General features: G+C 58.7%; 20 protein-coding genes. 5 read left to right on the top strand and 15 right to left on the bottom strand.

What is annotated here, in order from left to right:
* Positions 1 to 31: 31 nt before the first annotated feature.
* The 4 genes from B9Z42_RS00955 to B9Z42_RS00970 form a co-directional block, all read right to left on the bottom strand.
* Entirely contained in the window at positions 32 to 1,033 is a 1,002-nt protein-coding gene (locus B9Z42_RS00955) for a beta-ketoacyl-ACP synthase III (RefSeq protein WP_100131468.1), read from the bottom strand.
* Positions 1,034 to 1,057: 24 nt separating this feature from the next.
* The gene (gene plsX, locus B9Z42_RS00960) at positions 1,058 to 2,080 is read right to left on the bottom strand and encodes a phosphate acyltransferase PlsX (protein WP_100131469.1); all 1,023 of its coding nucleotides are present in this window, start codon (positions 2,078 to 2,080) and stop codon (positions 1,058 to 1,060) included.
* Between the two features lie 70 nt (positions 2,081 to 2,150).
* A complete protein-coding gene (gene rpmF, locus B9Z42_RS00965; protein ID WP_100131470.1) occupies positions 2,151 to 2,333 on the bottom strand; it encodes a 50S ribosomal protein L32 in 183 nt (60 codons plus the stop codon).
* A 99-nt stretch (positions 2,334 to 2,432) separates the two neighbouring features.
* The gene (locus B9Z42_RS00970) at positions 2,433 to 2,960 is read right to left on the bottom strand and encodes a DUF177 domain-containing protein (protein ID WP_233203475.1); all 528 of its coding nucleotides are present in this window, start codon (positions 2,958 to 2,960) and stop codon (positions 2,433 to 2,435) included.
* A gap of 39 nt (positions 2,961 to 2,999) precedes the next feature.
* Between B9Z42_RS00970 and B9Z42_RS00975 the strand changes: the two genes are divergently transcribed.
* A complete protein-coding gene (locus B9Z42_RS00975) occupies positions 3,000 to 3,608 on the top strand; it encodes a Maf family nucleotide pyrophosphatase (RefSeq protein ID WP_100131472.1) in 609 nt (202 codons plus the stop codon).
* A gap of 2 nt (positions 3,609 to 3,610) precedes the next feature.
* On the top strand, positions 3,611 to 4,375 hold the full coding sequence (locus B9Z42_RS00980; protein WP_100131473.1) for an SAM-dependent methyltransferase: 765 nt from the start codon (positions 3,611 to 3,613) through the stop codon (positions 4,373 to 4,375).
* A gap of 4 nt (positions 4,376 to 4,379) precedes the next feature.
* Here the strand turns inward: B9Z42_RS00980 and B9Z42_RS00985 are convergent, their stop codons facing one another.
* From B9Z42_RS00985 to B9Z42_RS01000, 4 genes are read right to left on the bottom strand one after another with little or no spacing between them, the layout of a single operon-like run.
* A complete protein-coding gene (locus B9Z42_RS00985; RefSeq protein ID WP_100131474.1) occupies positions 4,380 to 5,348 on the bottom strand; it encodes a S49 family peptidase in 969 nt (322 codons plus the stop codon).
* A 30-nt stretch (positions 5,349 to 5,378) separates the two neighbouring features.
* Positions 5,379 to 5,762 (bottom strand): Rieske 2Fe-2S domain-containing protein, encoded by a 384-nt coding sequence (locus tag B9Z42_RS00990; protein ID WP_100131475.1) that lies wholly within the window; start codon positions 5,760 to 5,762, stop codon positions 5,379 to 5,381.
* 5 nt (positions 5,763 to 5,767) lie between these two features.
* Positions 5,768 to 6,427: an HAD family hydrolase gene (locus B9Z42_RS00995; protein WP_100131476.1), complete on the bottom strand. Its 660-nt coding sequence runs from the start codon at positions 6,425 to 6,427 to the stop codon at positions 5,768 to 5,770.
* Between the two features lie 3 nt (positions 6,428 to 6,430).
* Positions 6,431 to 7,444, bottom strand: a complete 1,014-nt coding sequence (locus B9Z42_RS01000) for an RluA family pseudouridine synthase (protein ID WP_255407966.1) — start codon at positions 7,442 to 7,444, stop codon at positions 6,431 to 6,433.
* A 563-nt stretch (positions 7,445 to 8,007) separates the two neighbouring features.
* On the opposite strand from B9Z42_RS01000, the gene B9Z42_RS01005 reads away from it, so the two are divergent.
* Positions 8,008 to 11,061 (top strand): Rne/Rng family ribonuclease, encoded by a 3,054-nt coding sequence (locus tag B9Z42_RS01005; protein WP_100131477.1) that lies wholly within the window; start codon positions 8,008 to 8,010, stop codon positions 11,059 to 11,061.
* A 93-nt stretch (positions 11,062 to 11,154) separates the two neighbouring features.
* Here B9Z42_RS01005 and B9Z42_RS01010 read toward each other — a convergent pair whose 3' ends face one another.
* From B9Z42_RS01010 to hemC, 4 genes are read right to left on the bottom strand one after another with little or no spacing between them, the layout of a single operon-like run.
* Positions 11,155 to 12,456 carry a heme biosynthesis protein HemY gene (locus tag B9Z42_RS01010; protein ID WP_100131478.1) on the bottom strand — a complete coding sequence of 434 codons (1,302 nt, stop codon included), beginning with the start codon at positions 12,454 to 12,456 and terminating at the stop codon, positions 11,155 to 11,157.
* A gap of 1 nt (position 12,457) precedes the next feature.
* Positions 12,458 to 13,507, bottom strand: a complete 1,050-nt coding sequence (locus B9Z42_RS01015) for a uroporphyrinogen-III C-methyltransferase (protein ID WP_100131479.1) — start codon at positions 13,505 to 13,507, stop codon at positions 12,458 to 12,460.
* Positions 13,504 to 14,343 (bottom strand): uroporphyrinogen-III synthase, encoded by an 840-nt coding sequence (locus tag B9Z42_RS01020; protein WP_100131797.1) that lies wholly within the window; start codon positions 14,341 to 14,343, stop codon positions 13,504 to 13,506. The genes B9Z42_RS01015 and B9Z42_RS01020 overlap by 4 nt, the downstream gene beginning before the upstream one ends.
* A gap of 17 nt (positions 14,344 to 14,360) precedes the next feature.
* Complete coding sequence (gene hemC / locus B9Z42_RS01025) at positions 14,361 to 15,236, bottom strand: hydroxymethylbilane synthase (RefSeq protein WP_233203499.1); 876 nt, start codon at positions 15,234 to 15,236, stop codon at positions 14,361 to 14,363.
* Between the two features lie 168 nt (positions 15,237 to 15,404).
* Here hemC and argH point away from each other — a divergent pair, with 168 nt between their 5' ends.
* Positions 15,405 to 16,853 (top strand): argininosuccinate lyase, encoded by a 1,449-nt coding sequence (gene argH / locus B9Z42_RS01030; protein ID WP_100131480.1) that lies wholly within the window; start codon positions 15,405 to 15,407, stop codon positions 16,851 to 16,853.
* Between the two features lie 76 nt (positions 16,854 to 16,929).
* Here the strand turns inward: argH and B9Z42_RS01035 are convergent, their stop codons facing one another.
* A complete protein-coding gene (locus B9Z42_RS01035; protein WP_143474014.1) occupies positions 16,930 to 17,181 on the bottom strand; it encodes a hypothetical protein in 252 nt (83 codons plus the stop codon).
* 239 nt (positions 17,182 to 17,420) lie between these two features.
* Between B9Z42_RS01035 and B9Z42_RS01040 the strand changes: the two genes are divergently transcribed.
* Positions 17,421 to 18,575: an alpha-hydroxy acid oxidase gene (locus tag B9Z42_RS01040; protein ID WP_100131799.1), complete on the top strand. Its 1,155-nt coding sequence runs from the start codon at positions 17,421 to 17,423 to the stop codon at positions 18,573 to 18,575.
* On the opposite strand, the gene B9Z42_RS16390 is transcribed toward B9Z42_RS01040, so the two are convergent.
* On the bottom strand, positions 18,572 to 18,712 hold the full coding sequence (locus tag B9Z42_RS16390) for a hypothetical protein (RefSeq protein ID WP_233203504.1): 141 nt from the start codon (positions 18,710 to 18,712) through the stop codon (positions 18,572 to 18,574). The genes B9Z42_RS01040 and B9Z42_RS16390 overlap by 4 nt on opposite strands.
* A complete protein-coding gene (locus B9Z42_RS01045; RefSeq protein WP_100131482.1) occupies positions 18,691 to 18,882 on the bottom strand; it encodes a 4-oxalocrotonate tautomerase in 192 nt (63 codons plus the stop codon). Before B9Z42_RS01045 ends, B9Z42_RS16390 begins: the two co-directional genes overlap by 22 nt.
* Positions 18,883 to 18,909: the final 27 nt, after the last annotated feature.

The following is an 18,909-nucleotide window of genomic DNA, read 5'->3' on the forward strand; positions in this document are numbered from 1 at the left end:
AAAAGTGTGTCACATCAAGTCTGGTGCGAATTTACAGCTTCAGCAGCACAGCACCCCAAGTGAACCCGCCGCCCACGCCTTCGAGCATCAGCGTCTGGCCCGCTTTGACTTGGCCGCTGCGCACCGCCTTGTCCAAGGCCAAAGGAATGGATGCCGCAGAGGTGTTGCCGTGATCTTGCACCGTCAACACCACTTTTTCCATCGGTAATTTCAGCTTTTTGGCGGTACTTTGAATGATGCGGATGTTGGCTTGATGAGGAATCAACCAATCAATGTCAGTGTCTTTCAGGCCGGCTTTGTCGAGCACCGTGCGTGCAGCGCCTTCCAACAAGCCCACGGCGAGTTTGAACACCGCTTGGCCATCCATCTTCAGCACAGGGTCGCCCAAGATGTTGCCGTTGCGCACATGACCGGGCACACACAAGATGCCCACATGCTTGCCATCGGCATGAATGTCGGTCGCCAAGATGCCTGGCGTCTCAGACGCCTCGAGCACCACCGCACCGGCACCATCGCCAAACAACACGCACGTTGTACGGTCTTGAAAATCGAGCAAGCGCGAGAAAATTTCAGAGCCCACCACCAAAGCACGTTTGGCGTTGCCTGCGCGAATCATGGCATCGGCCACGGTTAGCGCATAGATGAAGCCGCTGCACACCGCTTGCACATCGAAGGCTGGCGCGCCAGCAATGCCCGCTGCCGCCTCGTCCAATTGCGCCAACTTGTGCTGCAAGATGCATGCGGTCGAGGGGAACACCATGTCCGGCGTGGAGGTGGCCACGATGATCAAATCAATGTCTTGTGGTCGGCAACCTGCGGCATCCAGCGCTTGTTTGCAAGCTTCAAACGCCAAATCACTGCTTGAGATCTCAGGGGCTGCGAAGTGACGTGCACGAATACCTGTGCGCTCGACAATCCATTCATCTGAACTTTCAACACCTTGTGTTGCCAGCTCCGCGACCAAATCGGCGTTGGTCAACCGGCGAGGGGGGAGGAAACTTCCGGTGCCAGTGATTCGGGTAAAACGAGTCATCAATCAGTAGGCTCAGGTGGCTACTTAACTCGTTTGTCCTAACAGCAGCAAAGGTGCTGCATGGGCAATCCGAGAGCGCACACGTTCGAGCAAGTTATGGTGGGCTGCATCATACGCGCGGTCCAAAGCGGTCCCAAATGCCACCTCATCAGCAGAGCCATGGCTCTTGAAAACGATGCCATTGAGCCCCAACAACGCAGCGCCGTTGTAACGCCGATGATCCACCTTGTCTTTGAAATCAGACAAGACAGGATAAGACAAGATAGCCGCAATTTTGGTCAAGATGTTGCGCGTAAACGAATTTTTGAGCGTCTCGCTGATCTTGTGCGCCAAGCCTTCACTGGCTTTCAAGGCCACATTGCCGACAAAGCCGTCACACACAATCAAATCGACGGTGCCTTGGTAAATGTCGTTGCCTTCGACATTGCCATAAAAATTCAAATCGCCTGCATTAGCAGCAGTTCGCAACAATTCAGAGGTTTTTTTGATGACTTCGTTGCCTTTGATAGCCTCTTCACCGATGTTGAGTAATCCAACTGTAGGACTTTCAATGTCATCGAGCACAGAAACCAGCGCCGACCCCAAAACAGCGAACTGCAGCAAATGCTCGGGACTGCAATCGACGTTGGCCCCTAGGTCGAGCATGGTGGTGCCGCCGCCTTTGAAGTTAGGCATGCGGCCGGCGATCGCAGGGCGGTCAATGCCATCCATGGTTTTGAGCACGTAACGTGCGATCGCCATCAGAGCACCGGTGTTGCCAGCAGACACCGCTGCTTGCGCTGAACCATCTTTGATTTGTTCAATGGCGACCCGCATGGACGAGTTTTTCTTACGACGCAAGGCCACTTCAATGGGGTCATCCATGGCCACCACTTCCGTGGCAGCCACCACGCGGGCGCGCGGATGTTCGAATGAAGACAAGGCCTCAGGCAAACCCACCAACAAAAGTTGGGCGTCTTCATGCGTCTCTAAAAAGCGGCGGCAGGCCGCCAATGTGACGCGCGGACCATGGTCGCCGCCCATGCAATCGACAGATAAAGTGATCATTTGGGCACTCGCAAAAAAACAAAAGCCCGAGGCACCCTAAAGAGCCACGGGCCAGTGAGAAGCAAAAAAATTAAGCTTCTGATTTGGTTTTCAACACTTTACGGCCACGGTAAAAGCCTGTGGGGCTGATGTGGTGACGCAAGTGGATTTCGCCGGTGGTTGGCTCAACAGCTGTACCGGGGGCGGTCAAAGCTGTGTGCGAGTTGTGCATGCCGCGCTTGGAAGGAGATTTTTTGTTTTGCTGAACAGCCATGACCGGCTCCTGGAACTAAATGTGGTTGATCATTGGGCCACAAACTAACCGGGGTCAGCGTGACACGAAGCCTTAAATTATAGCCCAACTCCTCTGATTTTAGGAAGGCCGCGTTTTGAGCACTGCCAAAACCGCAAATGGGTTGGGTTTTTCCTGCGAAAGAATGGCCTCTTCTTCTTTAGAAAGAGGCGCTTGATCACTCAAACACGCCTGATGCATGGGCACCAAAGGCAAGGCCATGAGCAACTCATCTTCAATGAGGGCCATCAAATCGAGGGCGTCGGTCAGTACCAACAAGTCCTCTTCAGACTCGTCATCTTCAGCGATCGCCGTCTCTTCATCCGCCACGAAACGGAAATCTTGGGCAATCTCCAACGCGATGGGCACGGGCGTCAAACAACGCTGGCACGTCAACGGCACATGGGCATGCGCTTCGACATGCAGCCACACTTCGTCTTTGCCGCCAACCTTGGGCTCTGTCGCACCTTGCGCGGCCCAAGTCACATTGCCACTCAACTCGCCTGCACAGTCTTCGACCAAACGTTCGAACTGCGCCAAGGGCGTGTCGCCTTCCAACCGCACTTGCGCCTTGGCAAAGGCGGCAACATCTAAGTGAGAGGGGTTCATGTCGTTTTTCATGCTGGGCAGTGTAAGAGAATCTAGGCCATGTCTGACCTTCACACCTCCAAGCCCGCTCTGATTTTGGGCTCCACCTCGCGCTACCGCCATGAACTACTGAGCCGCTTGCGCGTGCCATTTGACGTGGTCGCCCCCGACGTGGACGAAACGCCGCACCCACAAGAAACGCCTTTGGCGCTGGCAAGCCGCTTGGCTTTGGCCAAAGCCCATGCCGTGGCGCAACAGCACCCCCACGCCGTGGTGATCGGATCAGACCAAGTGGCCGACTTGCATGGGGAGCCTTTGGGCAAACCTGGCACCCACGAACGCGCCGTGCAACAACTGCAACGCATGCGCGGCCAAACCGTCATTTTTCAAACGGCCGTTGCGGTGGTTCGCTCGCGCACGCAGTTTGAACAGCTGGACGTTGCACAAGTCAAAGTGCGCTTTCGCGACCTGACCGATGCCGAGATTGAGGCCTACTTAAAAGCCGAAGAGCCTTACGACTGCGCAGGCAGCGCCAAAAGCGAAGGCCTCGGCATTGCCCTGCTCGATGCCATCGACAACGACGATCCCACCGCTTTGATTGGCCTGCCTCTCATCCGCACCGCCCGCATGCTGCGCGCGGCAGGCATTGACTTATTAAGAGCCCTCTGACTATGAGCACCACCAAAGGCACCCTCTATTTGGTTCCCACCCCGCTGGACTTTGGCTGCGACACCCAAGCCCCCATCACCGATGTTTTGCCACAAGAGACCCTGCGTGTGGCGGCGGGTGTGACCCACTGGATCACCGAAAACGCCAAAAGCACCCGAGCCTTCTTGAAACGCGTGGACGCCCATGTGCCACTCGCCAAAACCATTCAAGACAACACCATCACGGAGCTGCCTCGTGAAGTCCATAAAAAAGGCGACCACACGGGTGACTTTGATGCCAAGCCTTTGCTCAAAGCGGCGCTAGCGGGTAACGATGTGGGTTTGGTCAGCGAAGCGGGCATGCCTGCTGTGGCAGACCCTGGCTCTTCGGTGGTGCGCGCCGCGCATGCGCTTGGCTTGAAAGTGGTGCCCTTGGTGGGACCCATTTCTCTGCTGCTGGCTTTGGCCGCCAGTGGTTTAAATGGGCAAAATTTTGCGTTTGTCGGCTACTTGCCTCAAGACGGTACAGCCCGCACGCAGCGTCTGCGTGAGTTGGAAAACTTGGCTCAAAAAACAGGACAAACCCAACTCTTCATTGAAACGCCTTACCGCAACCAAGCGCTCTGGGAAGCTTTGGTCAACGGTCTGCAAGGCCACACGCGCTTGGCCCGCGTCAGCGGCCTGACATTGCCCAGCATGCAGGTGCACAGCCAAGCTGTTCAGGCTTGGCGCAGTGCGGGGAAAACACAGATTTCTGGTGAGCCAACCGTGTTTTTGATCGGCAAATAAGCGCTTAGCGAATAGCCGGTTGACGCTGCAAAGCGTGCACAGCGCCTTCGCCGATGGCAGCGCCAAAACGCTTGGCCAAACGCTCGGCCACATTGTCGTGACGCGTGTAATCAATGATGTCTTCGGCTTTCACCACCTCGCGCGCCACGTAATCCAAGTTGCCCAAACCGTCAGCCAAACCGAGTTCGATGGCTTGCTGGCCGCTCCAGAACAGGCCGCTGAACATCTCGGGCGTTTCTTTCAAACGTTGACCACGACCTTCGCGCACCACCTGAATGAACTGCTGGTGAATGTGGTCCAACAAAGTTTGGGCGTGTGCGCGTTGGTTTTTGGTTTGAGGGCTAAAGGGGTCCAAGAAGCCTTTGTTCTCGCCCGCCGTCATCAAGCGACGCTCAACACCGAGCTTGTCCATCAAGCCTGTGAAACCAAAGCCATCCATCAACACACCAATGCTGCCGACGATGCTGGCCTTGTCCACGTAAATTTGATCCGCAGCCACCGCAATGTAATAAGCGGCGGATGCGCAGGATTCCTCCACCACGGCATACACCGGCTTCTTGTGCTTCTCTTTCAAGCGACGAATTTCATCGTTGATGATGCCCGCCTGCACAGGACTACCGCCCGGTGAGTTGATCAGCAGCACCACTGCTTGGGAGCCCTCGTCTTCAAAAGCCGCACGCAAAGCCGTGACGACCCAATCCGCACTGGCGTCTGCGCCATCGGCAATCTCACCTTTGATGGCCACCACCGCGGTGTGCGCTTGACTGGGGTTGGTCGCGCCAACGCCTGCGCGTTGGACGCCTGTCCAAACCAAAGCAATGGCAAACAGCAACCACGCTAGACGAAAAAAGATGCGCCAGCGTCGACTCGCACGCTGCTCGGCCAAGGTGGCGAAGGCCAAGCGCTCCAAGGTGTCGCGCTCCCACACGGTTTTATGACTCGGGGTTTCAGGGGGCATTGAAGGCTCAGACATGGCGGACTCTTAAAAAATAAAACCAAAAAATCAATCGAGAAACTCAAAGGGTTTCAAGTTGTAGGCAGTATGCCAGTGCACCACACCATTGGCTTCCGACAGGTTTATCTTGACCAAGCCACCGCGACATGGACCACCGGCACATTCGCCTGTGTCAGGCGCATACGCAGCGCCGTGGGTGGCACACAGCAGCCAACGGCCGCTGCCATCAAAGAACTGGTCGGGCTGGAAATCCATTTCCATCGCCACATGGGTACAACGGTTGAGGTAAGCCTGCGGCTGGCCTTCAAAACGAATGGCAAACGCGCGGCAGGTTTGACCGGCATACACCACATCAAAGGGCACAGCTCGGCCGCCTTCTGCCAAATCGGCGCTGTTGCACAGAGGCATCGTTTGGGAAGCAATATCAGTCATGGCTGTCACGCATTCGCCAACAACCAATCGTGCAACTCCTTCACAGAGTGCGCGGTGAAGCGGGGATTCAGCGGTTCAAACTGGCCATGGTCGTGCGCGCCGTAGCTCACGCCCACACTGGCGCAGCCGGCGTTCACCGCCATTTGCAAATCGTGCGTGGTGTCGCCAATCATCAAAGTGCGTTCTGGGTCAACGCCGAATTCACGCATTAACTCGTGCAGCATGCGCGGGTGAGGTTTGCCAGCGGTCTCATCCGCCGTGCGCGAACCATCGAACACGCCTTTGAGCTCGGAGGTGTGCAGCGCCTCATCCAAGCCACGGCGACTTTTGCCCGTGGCCACCGTCAACCAATGGTGACGCTCACGCAAAGCGGCCAACATGGGCAGCACGCCGTCGAACAAGCTGATGTCGTCCACATGCTGCATGTAGTGAAAGCGGTAACGCTCGCCCAGCAAAGCGTACTTGTCTTGCGGCACATCGGGCGCGGCATGGGCCAAGGCCTGCATGAGCGCCATGCCAATCACATAGGACGCCGCTTCTTGGGTGGGCTTGGCGCCCCCGACATCGACCACCGCAGACTGGATGCAGCGGGTGATGATTTGGGTGGAATCGAACAGCGTGCCATCCCAATCGAAGGCAATCAAATCAAATTGGCGTGGGCGCATGGCTTAAACGTCGAGGTGGGGTTGGATGATGGGCGGCTGCACCGAGTCGACAAAACTCTTCAACTCCGGCGGCAACGGGGCTTGCAAACTGACCAACCGCCCCGTTTGTGGGTGTTGGAACTTCAGCTGCCACGCATGCAAAAACATGCGCTTGAGGCCCATTTTTTGCAATTGCTTGTTTTTCTCGAACTCACCGTATTTGTCGTCGCCCGCAATCGGATGGCCTTGGCTGGCCAAATGCACGCGAATTTGATGGGTGCGACCTGTTTTGATGGTCACCTCCAACAAGGTGAACGGCCCAATCGTGCGCGCAACCCGCACCAAGGTGATGGACCGCATGCCATTGGGGTCGTCTTTGCCCACCACTTTGACGCGACGTTCGCCCTCGCCCACACCGGTGTCGACGGTGTATTTCATCAACGGCAGGTCAATCACCTTCTTGTTGGACGGCCACAGCCCCAACACCAAAGCCATGTAGGTTTTGCCGGTTTCCCGGTCCCGGAACTGGTCTTGCAGATGTTTCAGCGCGCTGCGCTTTTTAGCGACCAACAAAACGCCCGAGGTTTCGCGGTCTAAGCGGTGCACGAGTTCCAAGTTGGTGGACGCAGGCCGGGCGCGGCGCAATTGCTCAATCACGCCAAAGCTGACGCCACTGCCGCCGTGAACGGCCACGCCGGCGGGTTTGTCGATGGCCATCATGGCCTCGTCTTCCATCAGCACGGGGAATTCACGGGCCGGTGCGGGTGCATCGGCCTTGGCCTGCACTTGAGCCGAGATGCGCACGGGTGGCAAACGCACCAAGTCGCCCGCCTCCACCCGCTGATCGGCCGAGGCGCGACCCTTGTTCACCCGCACTTCGCCGGAGCGGATGATGCGGTAAACGTGGGTCTTGGGCACGCCTTTGAGGTGGCGCATGAGGAAGTTGTCTAAGCGCTGACCCGCCGAGTCTTCGTCGACAGTCAGGGTTTGTACGGAGGGGGGAGGGGTTGGGGCTGAAGCCCCTATAATGTGATTCACCAGCGTTTTGCTCTAAGTCCTTGATTTAACAGAGATTAGATCATGGACTGACGAACGCGGTAAGGTCGATGCCCCTTTTGTGCCCGCGACGCAGACCCAGTACCCAAGAGACTGCGTGGCCCGCGCCCCAAAAGATGAGCCGACGCTCAGAAAACACCGAAATGGAATACCCCAAGTTGTGGCGGCTCTTTTTGAAAAGCCTTCACAACGGATCACTGCAAGAAGCAAAAACGATGGTTGTGGCAATTTATATGTTGATGGAACTCTGCACAGCGTGGCTTTTGCCACCATCTGTGTGCAGCGTTGCGCGTCGCATCTTTGCCAGCTGGACCAGCCCTGTCTCCCCTGCACCGGCTCATCAGGCCTCGCACTCGACAACAGGACAACCGCGACTTCTTGCCCTTATCCACGCGCCCAACCACCGTCCCCTGCGCTGATCTCACAATTTTGATGAGTGCAGCGGCGACGGTCTCAGCGGCAATTCCCTTCGTTTTCTGACGTTCGTTCCGGCATCGTTGGCCCGTCATGGGCCTGTGAAGATTTAGAACGTGAAGGACTGCATCATGAAACGGATGCTTATCAATGCCACCCAGTCGGAAGAACGCCGCCTGGCCATCGTCGACGGTCAAAAACTGCTCGACTACGAAATCGAAATTGAAGGCCGCGAACAGCGCAAAGGCAACATTTACAAAGCCGTTGTGACCCGTGTCGAGCCCTCGCTCGAAGCCTGCTTTGTGGACTACGGCGAAGACCGCCACGGTTTCTTGCCGTTCAAAGAAATCTCCAAACAGTACTTCGCCCAAGGCGTGTCGGTGAGCCAAGCGCGCATCCAAGACGTGATCCGTGAAGGCCAAGAACTGTTGGTCCAAGTGGAAAAAGAAGAACGTGGCAACAAGGGCGCAGCCCTGACCACGTTCGTCAGCTTGGCCGGTCGCTACGTGGTGCTCATGCCCAACAACCCTCGCGGTGGCGGCGTCAGCCGTCGCATCGAGGGCGACGACCGCGCAGAACTCAAAGAAGCCATGGACCAGTTGGAATACCCCAACGGCATGTCCATCATTGCCCGCACCGCAGGCATTGGCCGCAGCGCGCCTGAGCTCCAGTGGGACTTGAACTACTTGCTCAAGTTATGGTCCGCCATCGACGGCGCCAAAGGTGCCAAGGGTGCATTCTTGATTTACCAAGAATCGAGCTTGGTGATCCGGGCCATCCGCGATTACTTCAACCACGACATCGGCGACATCTTGATCGACACCGATGACATTTACGACCAAGCGCAGCAGTTCATGGCCCACGTCATGCCCGAGCATGCCGCCCGCGTGAAGCGCTACACAGACGAAACACCGCTGTTCAGCCGCTTCCAAATCGAACACCAAATCGAATCAGCCTACGCCCGCACCGTCAACCTGCCCTCGGGCGGCGCGATTGTGATTGACCACACCGAAGCTCTGGTGTCGGTGGACGTTAACTCGGCCCGCGCCATCAAAGGCGGCGACATTGAAGAGACCGCCACCCGCACCAACCTAGAAGCCGCCGACGAAGTGGCCCGCCAAATGCGCTTGCGCGATTTGGGCGGCCTGATCGTCATTGACTTCATTGACATGGACGAAAGCCGCAACCGCCGTGACGTGGAAAACCGCTTGCGCGATGCCCTGCGTCAAGACCGCGCCCGCGTGCAGTTCGGCACCATCAGCAAATTCGGCTTGATGGAAATGAGCCGTCAACGCCTGCGCCCTGCGCTGAGCGAAGGTGCTTCCATTCCTTGCCCACGTTGCGGCGGCTCTGGCCACGTGCGTGACACCGAGAGCTCGGCACTGCAAATTTTGCGCATCATCCAAGAAGAGGCGATGAAGGACAACACGGCGGCCGTGTATGCCCAAGTGCCGGTGGAAGTGGCCTCGTTCTTGTTGAACGAAAAGCGCACCGAGATCGCCAAGATCGAAATTCAGCAGCGCCTGAACGTGCTGTTGGTGCCCAACAAGTCGCTCGAAACCCCCAACTACAAGTTGGAGCGCTTGAAGCACGACGACCCACGTTTGGACCGCATCGAGCCGAGCTACAAGATGGTCGAAATGGTGGAAGACCCCACCGCTGTGACCCGCCGTTCGCAAGAACCCACCAACAAGCAAACGCCCATCATCAAAGGCGTCTTGCCTGATGCGCCGGCGCCTGTGCACTTGCCTAAGCCCGTGGCTGCGCCTAAGGCTGCTGCACCTGCAGCAGCCCCTGTCGTCGCCAAAGCAGTCGCACCTGTGGCTGCCCCCGCTGCACCAAGCCAAGGCTTGTTCGGCTGGATCAAAGGTTTGTTCGGTGGCAGCAAGCCTGCGGCGGTTCAACCCGCGGTAGAAGAGAAACAACCCAGCGAACGCAAAGAAGAGCGTCGCGACGGTCGCGGTGCATCGGCACGCGGTGGCCGTGGTGGACGTGGTGGACGTAACGGCGAACGTGGTGGTGAACGTGCAGAGCGTGGCACCGAGCAACGCGGCGAAGGCCGTCCAGAGCGCGGCGGTGATCGCCCTGAACGTGCCGAGCGTCCAGAGCGCGGTGAACGCAACGTCGAGAACCGCGGTGAACGCGGCGAAGGCGGTCGCAACGAACCCCGTGGCGAAGGCCGTGGTCCACGCCAAGACCGCAACCGTGGCGGCAACCGTCAAGCCGGTGAAGGACAAAACGGCCGCGCCCCTGAAGGCCAAGCGGTTTTAGACAACGCCAGCCCAGAAGCGCAAGCCGAAGCCCGCAGCAAAGCCCGCAACGAACGCATGGCGCGTGAAGAGCGCGGCGAGCAACGTGCTGACACGCGCGGTGAACCACGCAGCGAAGAAGCCCGCACGGACGAGAACGGTGAAACCCGCAACGACGCACCGCGCGGTGAAGGTCGCTCTGAAGGCCGTCGCGAACGCGCTCCCCGTGGCGAAGGCCGCGGTGAAGGACGCCGTGAACGCGCCCCTCGCCAAGACGACGCAGCGCAAACAGAAGGCTTGCCACTCGACGTGAATGCGGCTGCCCAAGACGGCCAAGCACCGCAAACCGACGAGAACGGTGGCGAGCGTCGTGAACGCCGTTCACGCGACCGCTACGGCCGTGACCGCCGCGAACGCGGTGGCGAGCGCGCCGACCGTGGTCCACGCGAAGAAGGTGATGCGCAATCGTCACAACAGGCACCAGCCAATGCTGACGAAAGCACCCACGAAGCGCCCGCTGAACGTGAGCAAGACGAGCGTCGCGAACCCCAAGTTCGCCACGAGCAAGAGCCTCGCGAACAACGTGCACCCCGCGAAGCGCGTGCCCCGCGTGAAGAGCGTGCACCTCGTGAAGAACGCGCACCTCGCCGTGAAGCACCTGAGGCATCGCCTGCAGCAGCTGTTGCACAAGCTGCACCAGCAGCCGTCAGCGGCATGCCCAAGGTGCAAGCGTTTGCTTTGTCTTTGCCTGAGTTGCACGCCATTGCCCAAGGCAGCGGTTTGGAATGGGTGAATTCAGACGCAGACCGCGTCGCATCCGTTCAAGCCGCCATTGCAGCAGAGCCTAAACCCGTGCATGTGCCACGCGAGCGCCCACCCGTCGTGGTGTTGAACGAAGGTCCTCTGGTGCTGGTTGAGACCCGCAAGGACCTGTAAACCACCTCACCCCGAAAGGGGTGATGGAAGCCCTAAAGAAAACGGCCTAGAGATCACTCTCTAGGCCGTTTTTGTTTGGCATCAAGAATCAGGTCAAACCAAAGCCACTTCAGCGGCGCGTTTCCAGCACATCTGGGCACGCGCCGTTTCTTCTTTGTGCTCAGCCAACAGAGCCAAGGTGCGCCAAGCTTGACGCTGCATTTCAGGCTCTGACAACTGAGGCGCTGCCTGCTCCAGCATTTGCTGCGCTTTACCCCACAGCGCGTGGTGCCAGCACACCATACCCGCCAAATACGACAGCTCCATCCAACGCGGATAAGTTTGACGTGCCCGCTCAATGCTGGCCAGCCACTCCGCATCCGCAGGCTGCGCCACCAACGCACGCGCCAGCATGTGCGTCACGCGCAAACGCATGTCTGGCGCGCAACTGTCGGGTTGTTGCACCATGCGGTTCCAAAGCGGGGTCAACCAAGGCATCACCAATCGGGCGTCACCACTGAGCTGCAACATGCGCTCTGCAGCGTGCAGCACCACCTCGGGCAAATCGCGCTCTTGACGCTCCAGCCCTTCCCAAGCACGTTGTAATTGGGCGCTGTCGTGCGCATTGTTCAGGCTGGCCACGGCCAGCTCGCGTAACAAACTGTGCGCAGCAACGCCGGTGAAAGCGCCGTGTTTGGACAGCAAGCGTGCCGTATCCAAGGCCTCTTCGAATTTGTGCTCAATGCGCGAGGCCTTGAGGCGCATGCGCAGCGCCAATGTACGACGCGCCGTGCCCATCCGCAAACCGTCCAACCAACGCAGCGCTGCAGGCGCATCGCGGTCGCTCAGCGACCAACGGGCTGCGCTGAGTTGCGCCGCCTCCACCACCTCCAACACCGCTTCACTTGTACTGCCTTGGGCTTCGTCCAACACGGCTTGCAAATGGGTTTCGCGCGCTTCGCGGTCACGCAGAGCTTGCGCACTTTCCGCCGCAATCAAGTGCGACAACACACGCAACTGCTGCACATGGCGCGGGGCGACATCGTCGGCCGTGCGCGTCTGCGACAGCAAGTCCTCCAAATGCAGCACTTGCTCAGCAGATTTGACCGAACGCACATATCGCCCGCTCATCAGCTGTGTCAACCCGTCGAGCAGCATGGCGTGCATGGCGCGCTCTTTTTGCTGCAAGCGCCAGCGTCGCGCTTGGTGCGGCAACTCAAACAAAGCTGACAGGGCCCGCAACGCGAAATGCACCACGGTGAAAAACACGACCAACAACAGCAACACCAAATTCATCGACAGATCGACACGGTACGGCGACCAAAACACGGTCACCGTGCTGCTGTTACCGCCTGCCAACAACGCCGAAGCCACGGCCACCGCGAACAACGCAATCAACCACAAAGCGGCTCGCATCTCAACGCCCCGCTGCAGCTGTGGTGAGTGCGGCTAAGGTGTCATCCACCCGCGGCAACTCCGTTTGCTTGGACTGCGCCTGCACCTCACGGGCTAGCACCAAGGTGGCAGCGCCGCTGCGGCTGCTGGTGTCGAAGTACTGCACCAAATCGTCGGTGGCCTGCGCCAAGTCGGAACGCACCACATCGAAGTGGCGGGCCAGCAAAGCCAAGCGTGCATTCAGCAAACGCAGCTTCAAGTTTTCGCGCACAAAAAAGCTTTGATCGGGGGCCAGCAAGCTGGCTTCGGGGCGATCGATACGACTCACGCGCACCAAGCGGCGCGCGTCGTCCCACACATCGGCCAGCACCTGCTCCCACCAACTCATGCTGATGGCGCGGGCCCATGTGGTCTGCGGCACAGGTGCTGGCGCTTTGGGTTTGGGCGCTGCTGCACCCACAGCATTGAGCAAGGGCAAGGTGTCCACCACGCGCACCAGCTCGTCGAGTTTGAACAGCAGGTTGGGTGTGTCTGCCACCGCCGCTTGTTTGACACGCTCAATATCGCGCGTGACCGCACGCATCAGTGGGGCCAAACGGGGCTGGGCCACTTTGTTCAAACGCTGCTCGGCGGAGTTAAGCGCAGCCAGCAACGGCTGCACGCTGCCCGTGAGTTGCGACTGTTGCTGCGCCAAGCGAATGGCCGACTCGATGTCGACCACCAAGTTTTCGTCGCGTGAGCGCGACAGGCTTTGCATCAACTCTTCGAGCTGCGTGCGTTGCAGCGCCACTTCGCTGAGCTTGGCATCGGTCACGGCCAAACGGGCGGCGGTTTCGCGGGCGAGTTCTTCGGCTTGCTTAGAGGCCGCTTTGGCTTCCACAGCTTTGCTGCCGGTGTCGGCACTTTGCAAAGCGAGCTGCTCTTGAATGCCGTTGAGCTTAGACCACATCAACCCCATACCCACTGCACCGATGATGGCCACCACGCCGACGCCACGCAACAACCAAGGGGTGTCGGCAACAGGCTCTGTAGAGGCGGTAATGGAAGGGGGTTCGACGTGCTCTGGCTTCATGCCAGTGATTCTAATGAGGCCACCACGTCAGCCACCAAAGGCCGCGCCGCGTGAACCTCACCAAACCCGATCGCCTGCGCCGATTGCGCAATCCGCGCGTGGGTGGCGATGCAGCGCGTTTGGGCCCAATTTTGCGCGGGCAACAACTGTTGCAAATGCGAGATGGCTTGTGAGCTGCTGAAACACCACACACTGCCATCAGACGCTGCTTGTTCGGCCTGCTCGCGTTGTGCTGGCGTCCACACAGGGGCACTGCGCGCATAAGCAGCGACCCACGACACCGTCACGCCAAGGGCCTGCAACTGCTGGGTCAGCCAATCGCGGCCTGAACCGCCCTTGGCTTGCTCGGCGGAGGTGTCTTCGTCACTGCCCCGCACGATCAAAACAACGGGTTTTGCAAGTGGGCCAAAAGGGGTGAGTGCTTGCACTTGGGGGGCCACCACGCGCCACAGCGCTTCAGAATCGAACTGGGCCTCGTGCTCAGGCGGGCTGTCGATGCGCGCAGCGGGAATGCCAGCGTTCAACAAGGCCTTGCGCGTGCCTGGACCCGTAGCCCAGCAGCGGGGTCCGTTTGCTGTCGTGAGACGTGTCGCTTGATATGTATCTGCTCCCAAGGCCATGGATGGCTTGGCAAAGAAGTAGCGCACAGCTTGTGCACTGACAAACATCACCGCTTGAAAGTTGAGCCACTGCGTCCAAGCCTCTTGCACAGCCTGCGGATCCGCCACGGGCGCGATCTCGATCAATGGCAACACCAAGGCCTCATGCCCCGCCGCCTGTAAGGCGCTCACCCACGACGCGGCGTCGCCTGCGGGTCGGGTGATGACCAGACGCATGGGCACGACTGCCCCTATCAGCGCGCGCCTAGGCTTCGCAATTGCGCGGCCACCGCTTCGCCCAATTGACGGGCCAAGTTGTGCGATGCGGGGTCGGTGGGGTCCATGGCCTGCTGCGTTTGAGCACGCAGCAACACGGGCGCGCCGTCGGGGTCGCCCCAAGCGGCTTGCAGGTGCAGCACACCGTCGGTCAGCGTGGCATGGGCCGCCAAAGGCATGGAACAGCTGCCACCCATGGCGCGGCTCACGGCACGTTCGGCGGTCACCGTCAGCCAAGAGGCGGCATGGGCCAGAGGGGCCAGGGCTTGGGCCACATCGTCGCGGTTGCTGCGCACTTCAATGCCCAACGCGCCCTGCCCTGCGGCGGGCAACATCTCAGACGTTTCAAAAATGTGGCGAATGCGCTGGCCCAAACCCAAACGCTTCAAGCCCGCAGCAGCCAACACAATGCCGTCGTACTGGCCTTCGTCCAGCTTGCGCAAACGGGTGTCGAGGTTGCCGCGCAGGGGCTCAATTTTCAAATCAGGGCGCAACGCACGCAGCAGCACCGTGCGGCGCAAGCTGGAAGTGCCCACCACCGCGCCTTGCGGCAAATCGTTTAGGTGTGCATAAGTGGACGATACCCACGCATCGCGCGGGTCCTCGCGCTCCATCACACACGCGAGGTCAAAACCTTCGGGCAAATCCATTGGCACGTCTTTGAGCGAATGCACAGCCAAGTTGGCGCGACCTTCTTCCAGCGCCACTTCGAGCTCTTTCACAAACAAGCCCTTGCCACCCACTTTGCTCAATGAGCGGTCCAAGATTTGGTCGCCCTGCGTGGTCATGCCCAGCAACGACACGCTGTGGCCGAGACCCTGCAACAAGGCTTGGACATGCTCGGCTTGCCACATGGCCAAACGGCTTTCGCGGGTGGCGATGGTCAGGGAAACGGTGGGTGTGGGGGCAGTGGACAAAACAAAACCTCGCTTTTGTAGGGCCACGTCAGAGGTGGCGAAATCAATTGGACCAAATGTTAGCAGGCGTTTTAAGAGCCGCCAGCCCGATAAAATCTTCCACCTATGACAAACCAACTCGACAAAAAATCCCAAGCCTGGTCCGCGCTCTTTTCTGAACCCATGAGCGAGTTGGTCAAGCGCTACACCGCCAGCGTGTTCTTTGACAAGCGCCTGTGGCAAGCTGACATCACCGGCAGCCTGGCCCACGCCGAGATGCTGGCCGCGCAAAAGATCATCGGCGCCAGCGACCTGGCCGACATCCAGCGCGGCATGGCGCAAATCACCCAAGAAATCGAATCTGGCGCTTTTGAGTGGAAGCTCGACCTGGAAGACGTGCACCTGAACATCGAAGCACGCCTGACCCAACTGGTGGGCGACGCGGGCAAGCGCCTGCACACCGGGCGCAGCCGCAACGACCAGGTGGCCACCGATGTGCGCCTGTGGTTGCGCAGCGAGATGGACCTGATCATTGACTTGCTGGCCGACCTGCAAAAGTCGCTGGTCGATGTGGCCGAGCAAAACGTCGAAGTCATCCTGCCGGGCTTCACCCACCTGCAAGTGGCCCAGCCGGTGAGCTTTGCGCACCATTTGCTGGCTTATGTGGAAATGTTCAGCCGCGATGCCGAGCGCATGGTCGACGTGCGCCGCCGCACCAACCGCCTGCCGCTGGGCAGCGCCGCCTTGGCGGGCACCACCTACCCGCTGGACCGCGAACGTGTGGCCCGCACGCTGGGCATGGTCGACGACCAAGGCCACGCGCAGGTTTGCCAAAACAGCTTGGACGGTGTGAGCGACCGCGACTTCGCCATCGAATTCACCGCAGCCGCTTCGCTGTGCATGGTGCACATCAGCCGCTTCTCTGAAGAGTTGATTTTGTGGATGAGCCAGAACTTCGGCTTTGTTCGCATTGCCGACCGCTTCACCACCGGCTCATCGATCATGCCGCAGAAGAAAAACCCCGATGTGCCCGAGCTGGCACGCGGCAAAACCGGTCGTGTGGTCGGCCACTTGATGGGCTTGATCACCTTGATGAAGGGCCAGCCCCTGGCCTACAACAAGGACAACCAGGAAGACAAAGAGCCACTGTTCGACACGGTGGACACGCTCAAAGACACGCTGCGCATCTTCAGCGAAATGGTCGGCGGTCAGGTCAACCCCGCCACGGGCCAAAAAGAAGGCGGCATCACCGTCAACGCCGCCGCCATGGAAGCGGCCGTGAAAAAAGGCTACGCCACCGCCACCGACTTGGCCGACTACTTGGTGAAAAAAGGATTGCCGTTTCGCGATGCCCACGAAGTGGTGGCCCATGCGGTCAAGACCGCCCAAGGCTTGGGTGTGGACCTGTCAGAGCTGCCGCTCGAAACCCTGCAAAAGTTCGACAGCCGCATCGAAGCCGATGTGTTTGGTCCGCTCAGCCTGCAAGGCTCGCTCAACGCCCGCAACACCTTGGGCGGCACCGCGCCTGCGCAGGTGCGGCTGCAGATTGCGCGGCATCGGGTGAGGTTGGCGTAACGCTAATTAAGTGGCTTCTTAAGTTGCAAGCACAGCCACTGTCGTTGTGGCAAGACGTAAATAGGGAGTGTTTTGTTCAACCGCCCTGAGTTGGCAGCGGCAAAGAAGCCTCAATTTTTTGCAAAGCCTTCAACTCCGCACGGTGTGCACCGGTGGCGGAGTCCCAGCTGAACAACTCGGGATGGCGCTGAATCACCTCGCGAATCAGTTGACTAGATTCGACTTGGCTCAATCCAAACATCTCAGACAGTGCCTGGCGGGTCACGTGGCCGTGCTCTTTGGCCACCTGAACCACCATGCCAAAATATTGATCAAAATTCTTAGACATCTTTTTGCTGTGCTTGCTGACGCGGACGCTGGCCCCAAAAAAGGCCAAAACAACGTCTACTCAATTCAAATTATTTTATTTGGTTTTCTTAATTTAATCAATTAAGTTAAATTCAATATTACAACGAGTGTGCATCGAATTGGCATTCATAAAAAATTTCACATGCGATGTCGCAGGCATCACAGGCCAAGCGGTGTTGGGCGGCTAGGATGCGGAGCATCAAATTTGGAGACTTGCCCATGCCCGTGATTACCAACATCGAAGACTTACGCGTTTTGGCGCAAAAACGCGTGCCACGCATGTTTTACGACTATGCCGACTCCGGCAGCTGGACCGAAAGCACCTACAAAGCCAACGAAAGCGATTTCCAAAAGATCAAGCTGCGTCAACGCGTGGCCGTCAACATGGAAGGCCGCAGCACCGCCGCCCAGATGATTGGTCAAGACGTGGCCATGCCCGTGGCCATCGCACCCACCGGTTTGACCGGCATGCAGCACGCTGATGGCGAAATTTTGGCAGCCCGCGCAGCCCGCAAATTTGGCGTGCCCTTCACACTGTCGACCATGAGCATTTGCTCCATCGAAGACGTGGCGCAACACGCCGGCGAAGGCTTTTGGTTCCAGCTCTACGTCATGAAAGACCGTGGCTTCATTGAGCGCCTGATCGACCGCGCCAAAGCCGCGAATTGCAAAGCCTTGGTGCTGACGCTCGATTTGCAAATTTTGGGACAGCGCCACAAGGACTTGAAAAACGGCCTGTCAGCGCCGCCTAAATTGACCCTCACCAACATCTTGAACATCGCCACCAAGCCTCGCTGGGCCTTGGGCATGCTGGGCACCAAGCGCCGCGAATTCGGCAACATCGTGGGCCATGTGAGCGGCGTTGAAAACATGAGTTCCCTCTCGTCGTGGACCGCCCAACAGTTTGACCCCGCTCTGAGCTGGGACGATGTGGCATGGATCAAAGAGCGCTGGGGTGGCAAGCTGATTTTGAAAGGCATTCAAGACGCCGAAGACGCCCGCTTGGCCGTCAAATCAGGGGCAGACGCCTTGATCGTCTCCAACCACGGCGGACGTCAACTGGACGGAGCGCAAAGCAGCATCGAAGCGCTACCCGGCATCGTGGCCGAAGTGGGTTCGCAAATTGAAGTGCACATGGACGGCGGCGTGCGCAGCGGCCAAGACGTGCTCAAGGCCATGGCCTTGGGTGCCAAAGGCACTTACATCGGTCGCTCGTTTTTGTACGGCTTGGGCGCAATGGGCGAAGAAGGCGTGACCAAAGCCTTGGAAATCATCCACAAAGAGTTGGACTTGTCGATGGCCTTTTGCGGTCGCACACAAATGGGTCAAGTCGATCAATCGATCTTGTTGCCTGGCACGTTCCCAACGGCTTAAGCAAACGCATCAACCAGCGCGGCGCCAAGCGCCCCAACTTCGTTGAAATAAAAAAGCTGCACAGCGCCAAACGCGTGCAGCTTTTTTAATGGGTGGTTGACCCGCTGGCTGACCCTTAGCTCGTCTTGTTGCTCCACAAAACACCGCCCGTCGACCAATCGTGTTTTTTGATGTCAAAAAACAAAATATCGACAGCTTCTGGGTTGCTGCCCAAGGTTTTACAGGTGGCTTCGGTCAAAGCCTTCGCCAAATCACGTTTTTGTTCGGGGGTGCGGCCTTCCATGAGTTCGACGCGGATGGTGGGCATGAGGGTCTCCAGTGGTTAAAAGTGACA

Origin of the sequence: Limnohabitans sp. B9-3 (assembly GCF_002778325.1) — a bacterium.
Classification (GTDB): domain Bacteria; phylum Pseudomonadota; class Gammaproteobacteria; order Burkholderiales; family Burkholderiaceae_C; genus Limnohabitans; species Limnohabitans kasalickyi.

Bases quoted from the DNA above. Each gene is read 5' to 3' on its own strand.
- B9Z42_RS00990 (WP_100131475.1), bottom strand. From the start codon at position 5,762: ATGACTGATATTGCTTCCCAAACGATGCCTCTGTGCAACAGCGCCGAT.
- B9Z42_RS01010 (WP_100131478.1), bottom strand. From the start codon at position 12,456: ATGCGAGCCGCTTTGTGGTTGATTGCGTTGTTCGCGGTGGCCGTGGCT.
- B9Z42_RS01020 (WP_100131797.1), bottom strand. From the start codon at position 14,343: ATGCGTCTGGTCATCACCCGACCCGCAGGCGACGCCGCGTCGTGGGTG.
- B9Z42_RS00985 (WP_100131474.1), bottom strand. From the start codon at position 5,348: ATGTCTGAGCCTTCAATGCCCCCTGAAACCCCGAGTCATAAAACCGTG.
- hemC (WP_233203499.1), bottom strand. From the start codon at position 15,236: ATGTGGCAAGCCGAGCATGTCCAAGCCTTGTTGCAGGGTCTCGGCCAC.
- plsX (WP_100131469.1), bottom strand. From the start codon at position 2,080: ATGATCACTTTATCTGTCGATTGCATGGGCGGCGACCATGGTCCGCGC.
- B9Z42_RS01045 (WP_100131482.1), bottom strand. From the start codon at position 18,882: ATGCCCACCATCCGCGTCGAACTCATGGAAGGCCGCACCCCCGAACAA.
- B9Z42_RS00975 (WP_100131472.1), top strand. From the start codon at position 3,000: ATGTCTGACCTTCACACCTCCAAGCCCGCTCTGATTTTGGGCTCCACC.
- argH (WP_100131480.1), top strand. From the start codon at position 15,405: ATGACAAACCAACTCGACAAAAAATCCCAAGCCTGGTCCGCGCTCTTT.
- B9Z42_RS00955 (WP_100131468.1), bottom strand. From the start codon at position 1,033: ATGACTCGTTTTACCCGAATCACTGGCACCGGAAGTTTCCTCCCCCCT.
- B9Z42_RS01040 (WP_100131799.1), top strand. From the start codon at position 17,421: ATGCCCGTGATTACCAACATCGAAGACTTACGCGTTTTGGCGCAAAAA.
- B9Z42_RS01035 (WP_143474014.1), bottom strand. From the start codon at position 17,181: ATGTCTAAGAATTTTGATCAATATTTTGGCATGGTGGTTCAGGTGGCC.
- B9Z42_RS01015 (WP_100131479.1), bottom strand. From the start codon at position 13,507: ATGAAGCCAGAGCACGTCGAACCCCCTTCCATTACCGCCTCTACAGAG.
- B9Z42_RS00995 (WP_100131476.1), bottom strand. From the start codon at position 6,427: ATGCGCCCACGCCAATTTGATTTGATTGCCTTCGATTGGGATGGCACG.
- B9Z42_RS00980 (WP_100131473.1), top strand. From the start codon at position 3,611: ATGAGCACCACCAAAGGCACCCTCTATTTGGTTCCCACCCCGCTGGAC.
- B9Z42_RS00970 (WP_233203475.1), bottom strand. From the start codon at position 2,960: ATGAACCCCTCTCACTTAGATGTTGCCGCCTTTGCCAAGGCGCAAGTG.
- rpmF (WP_100131470.1), bottom strand. From the start codon at position 2,333: ATGGCTGTTCAGCAAAACAAAAAATCTCCTTCCAAGCGCGGCATGCAC.
- B9Z42_RS01005 (WP_100131477.1), top strand. From the start codon at position 8,008: ATGAAACGGATGCTTATCAATGCCACCCAGTCGGAAGAACGCCGCCTG.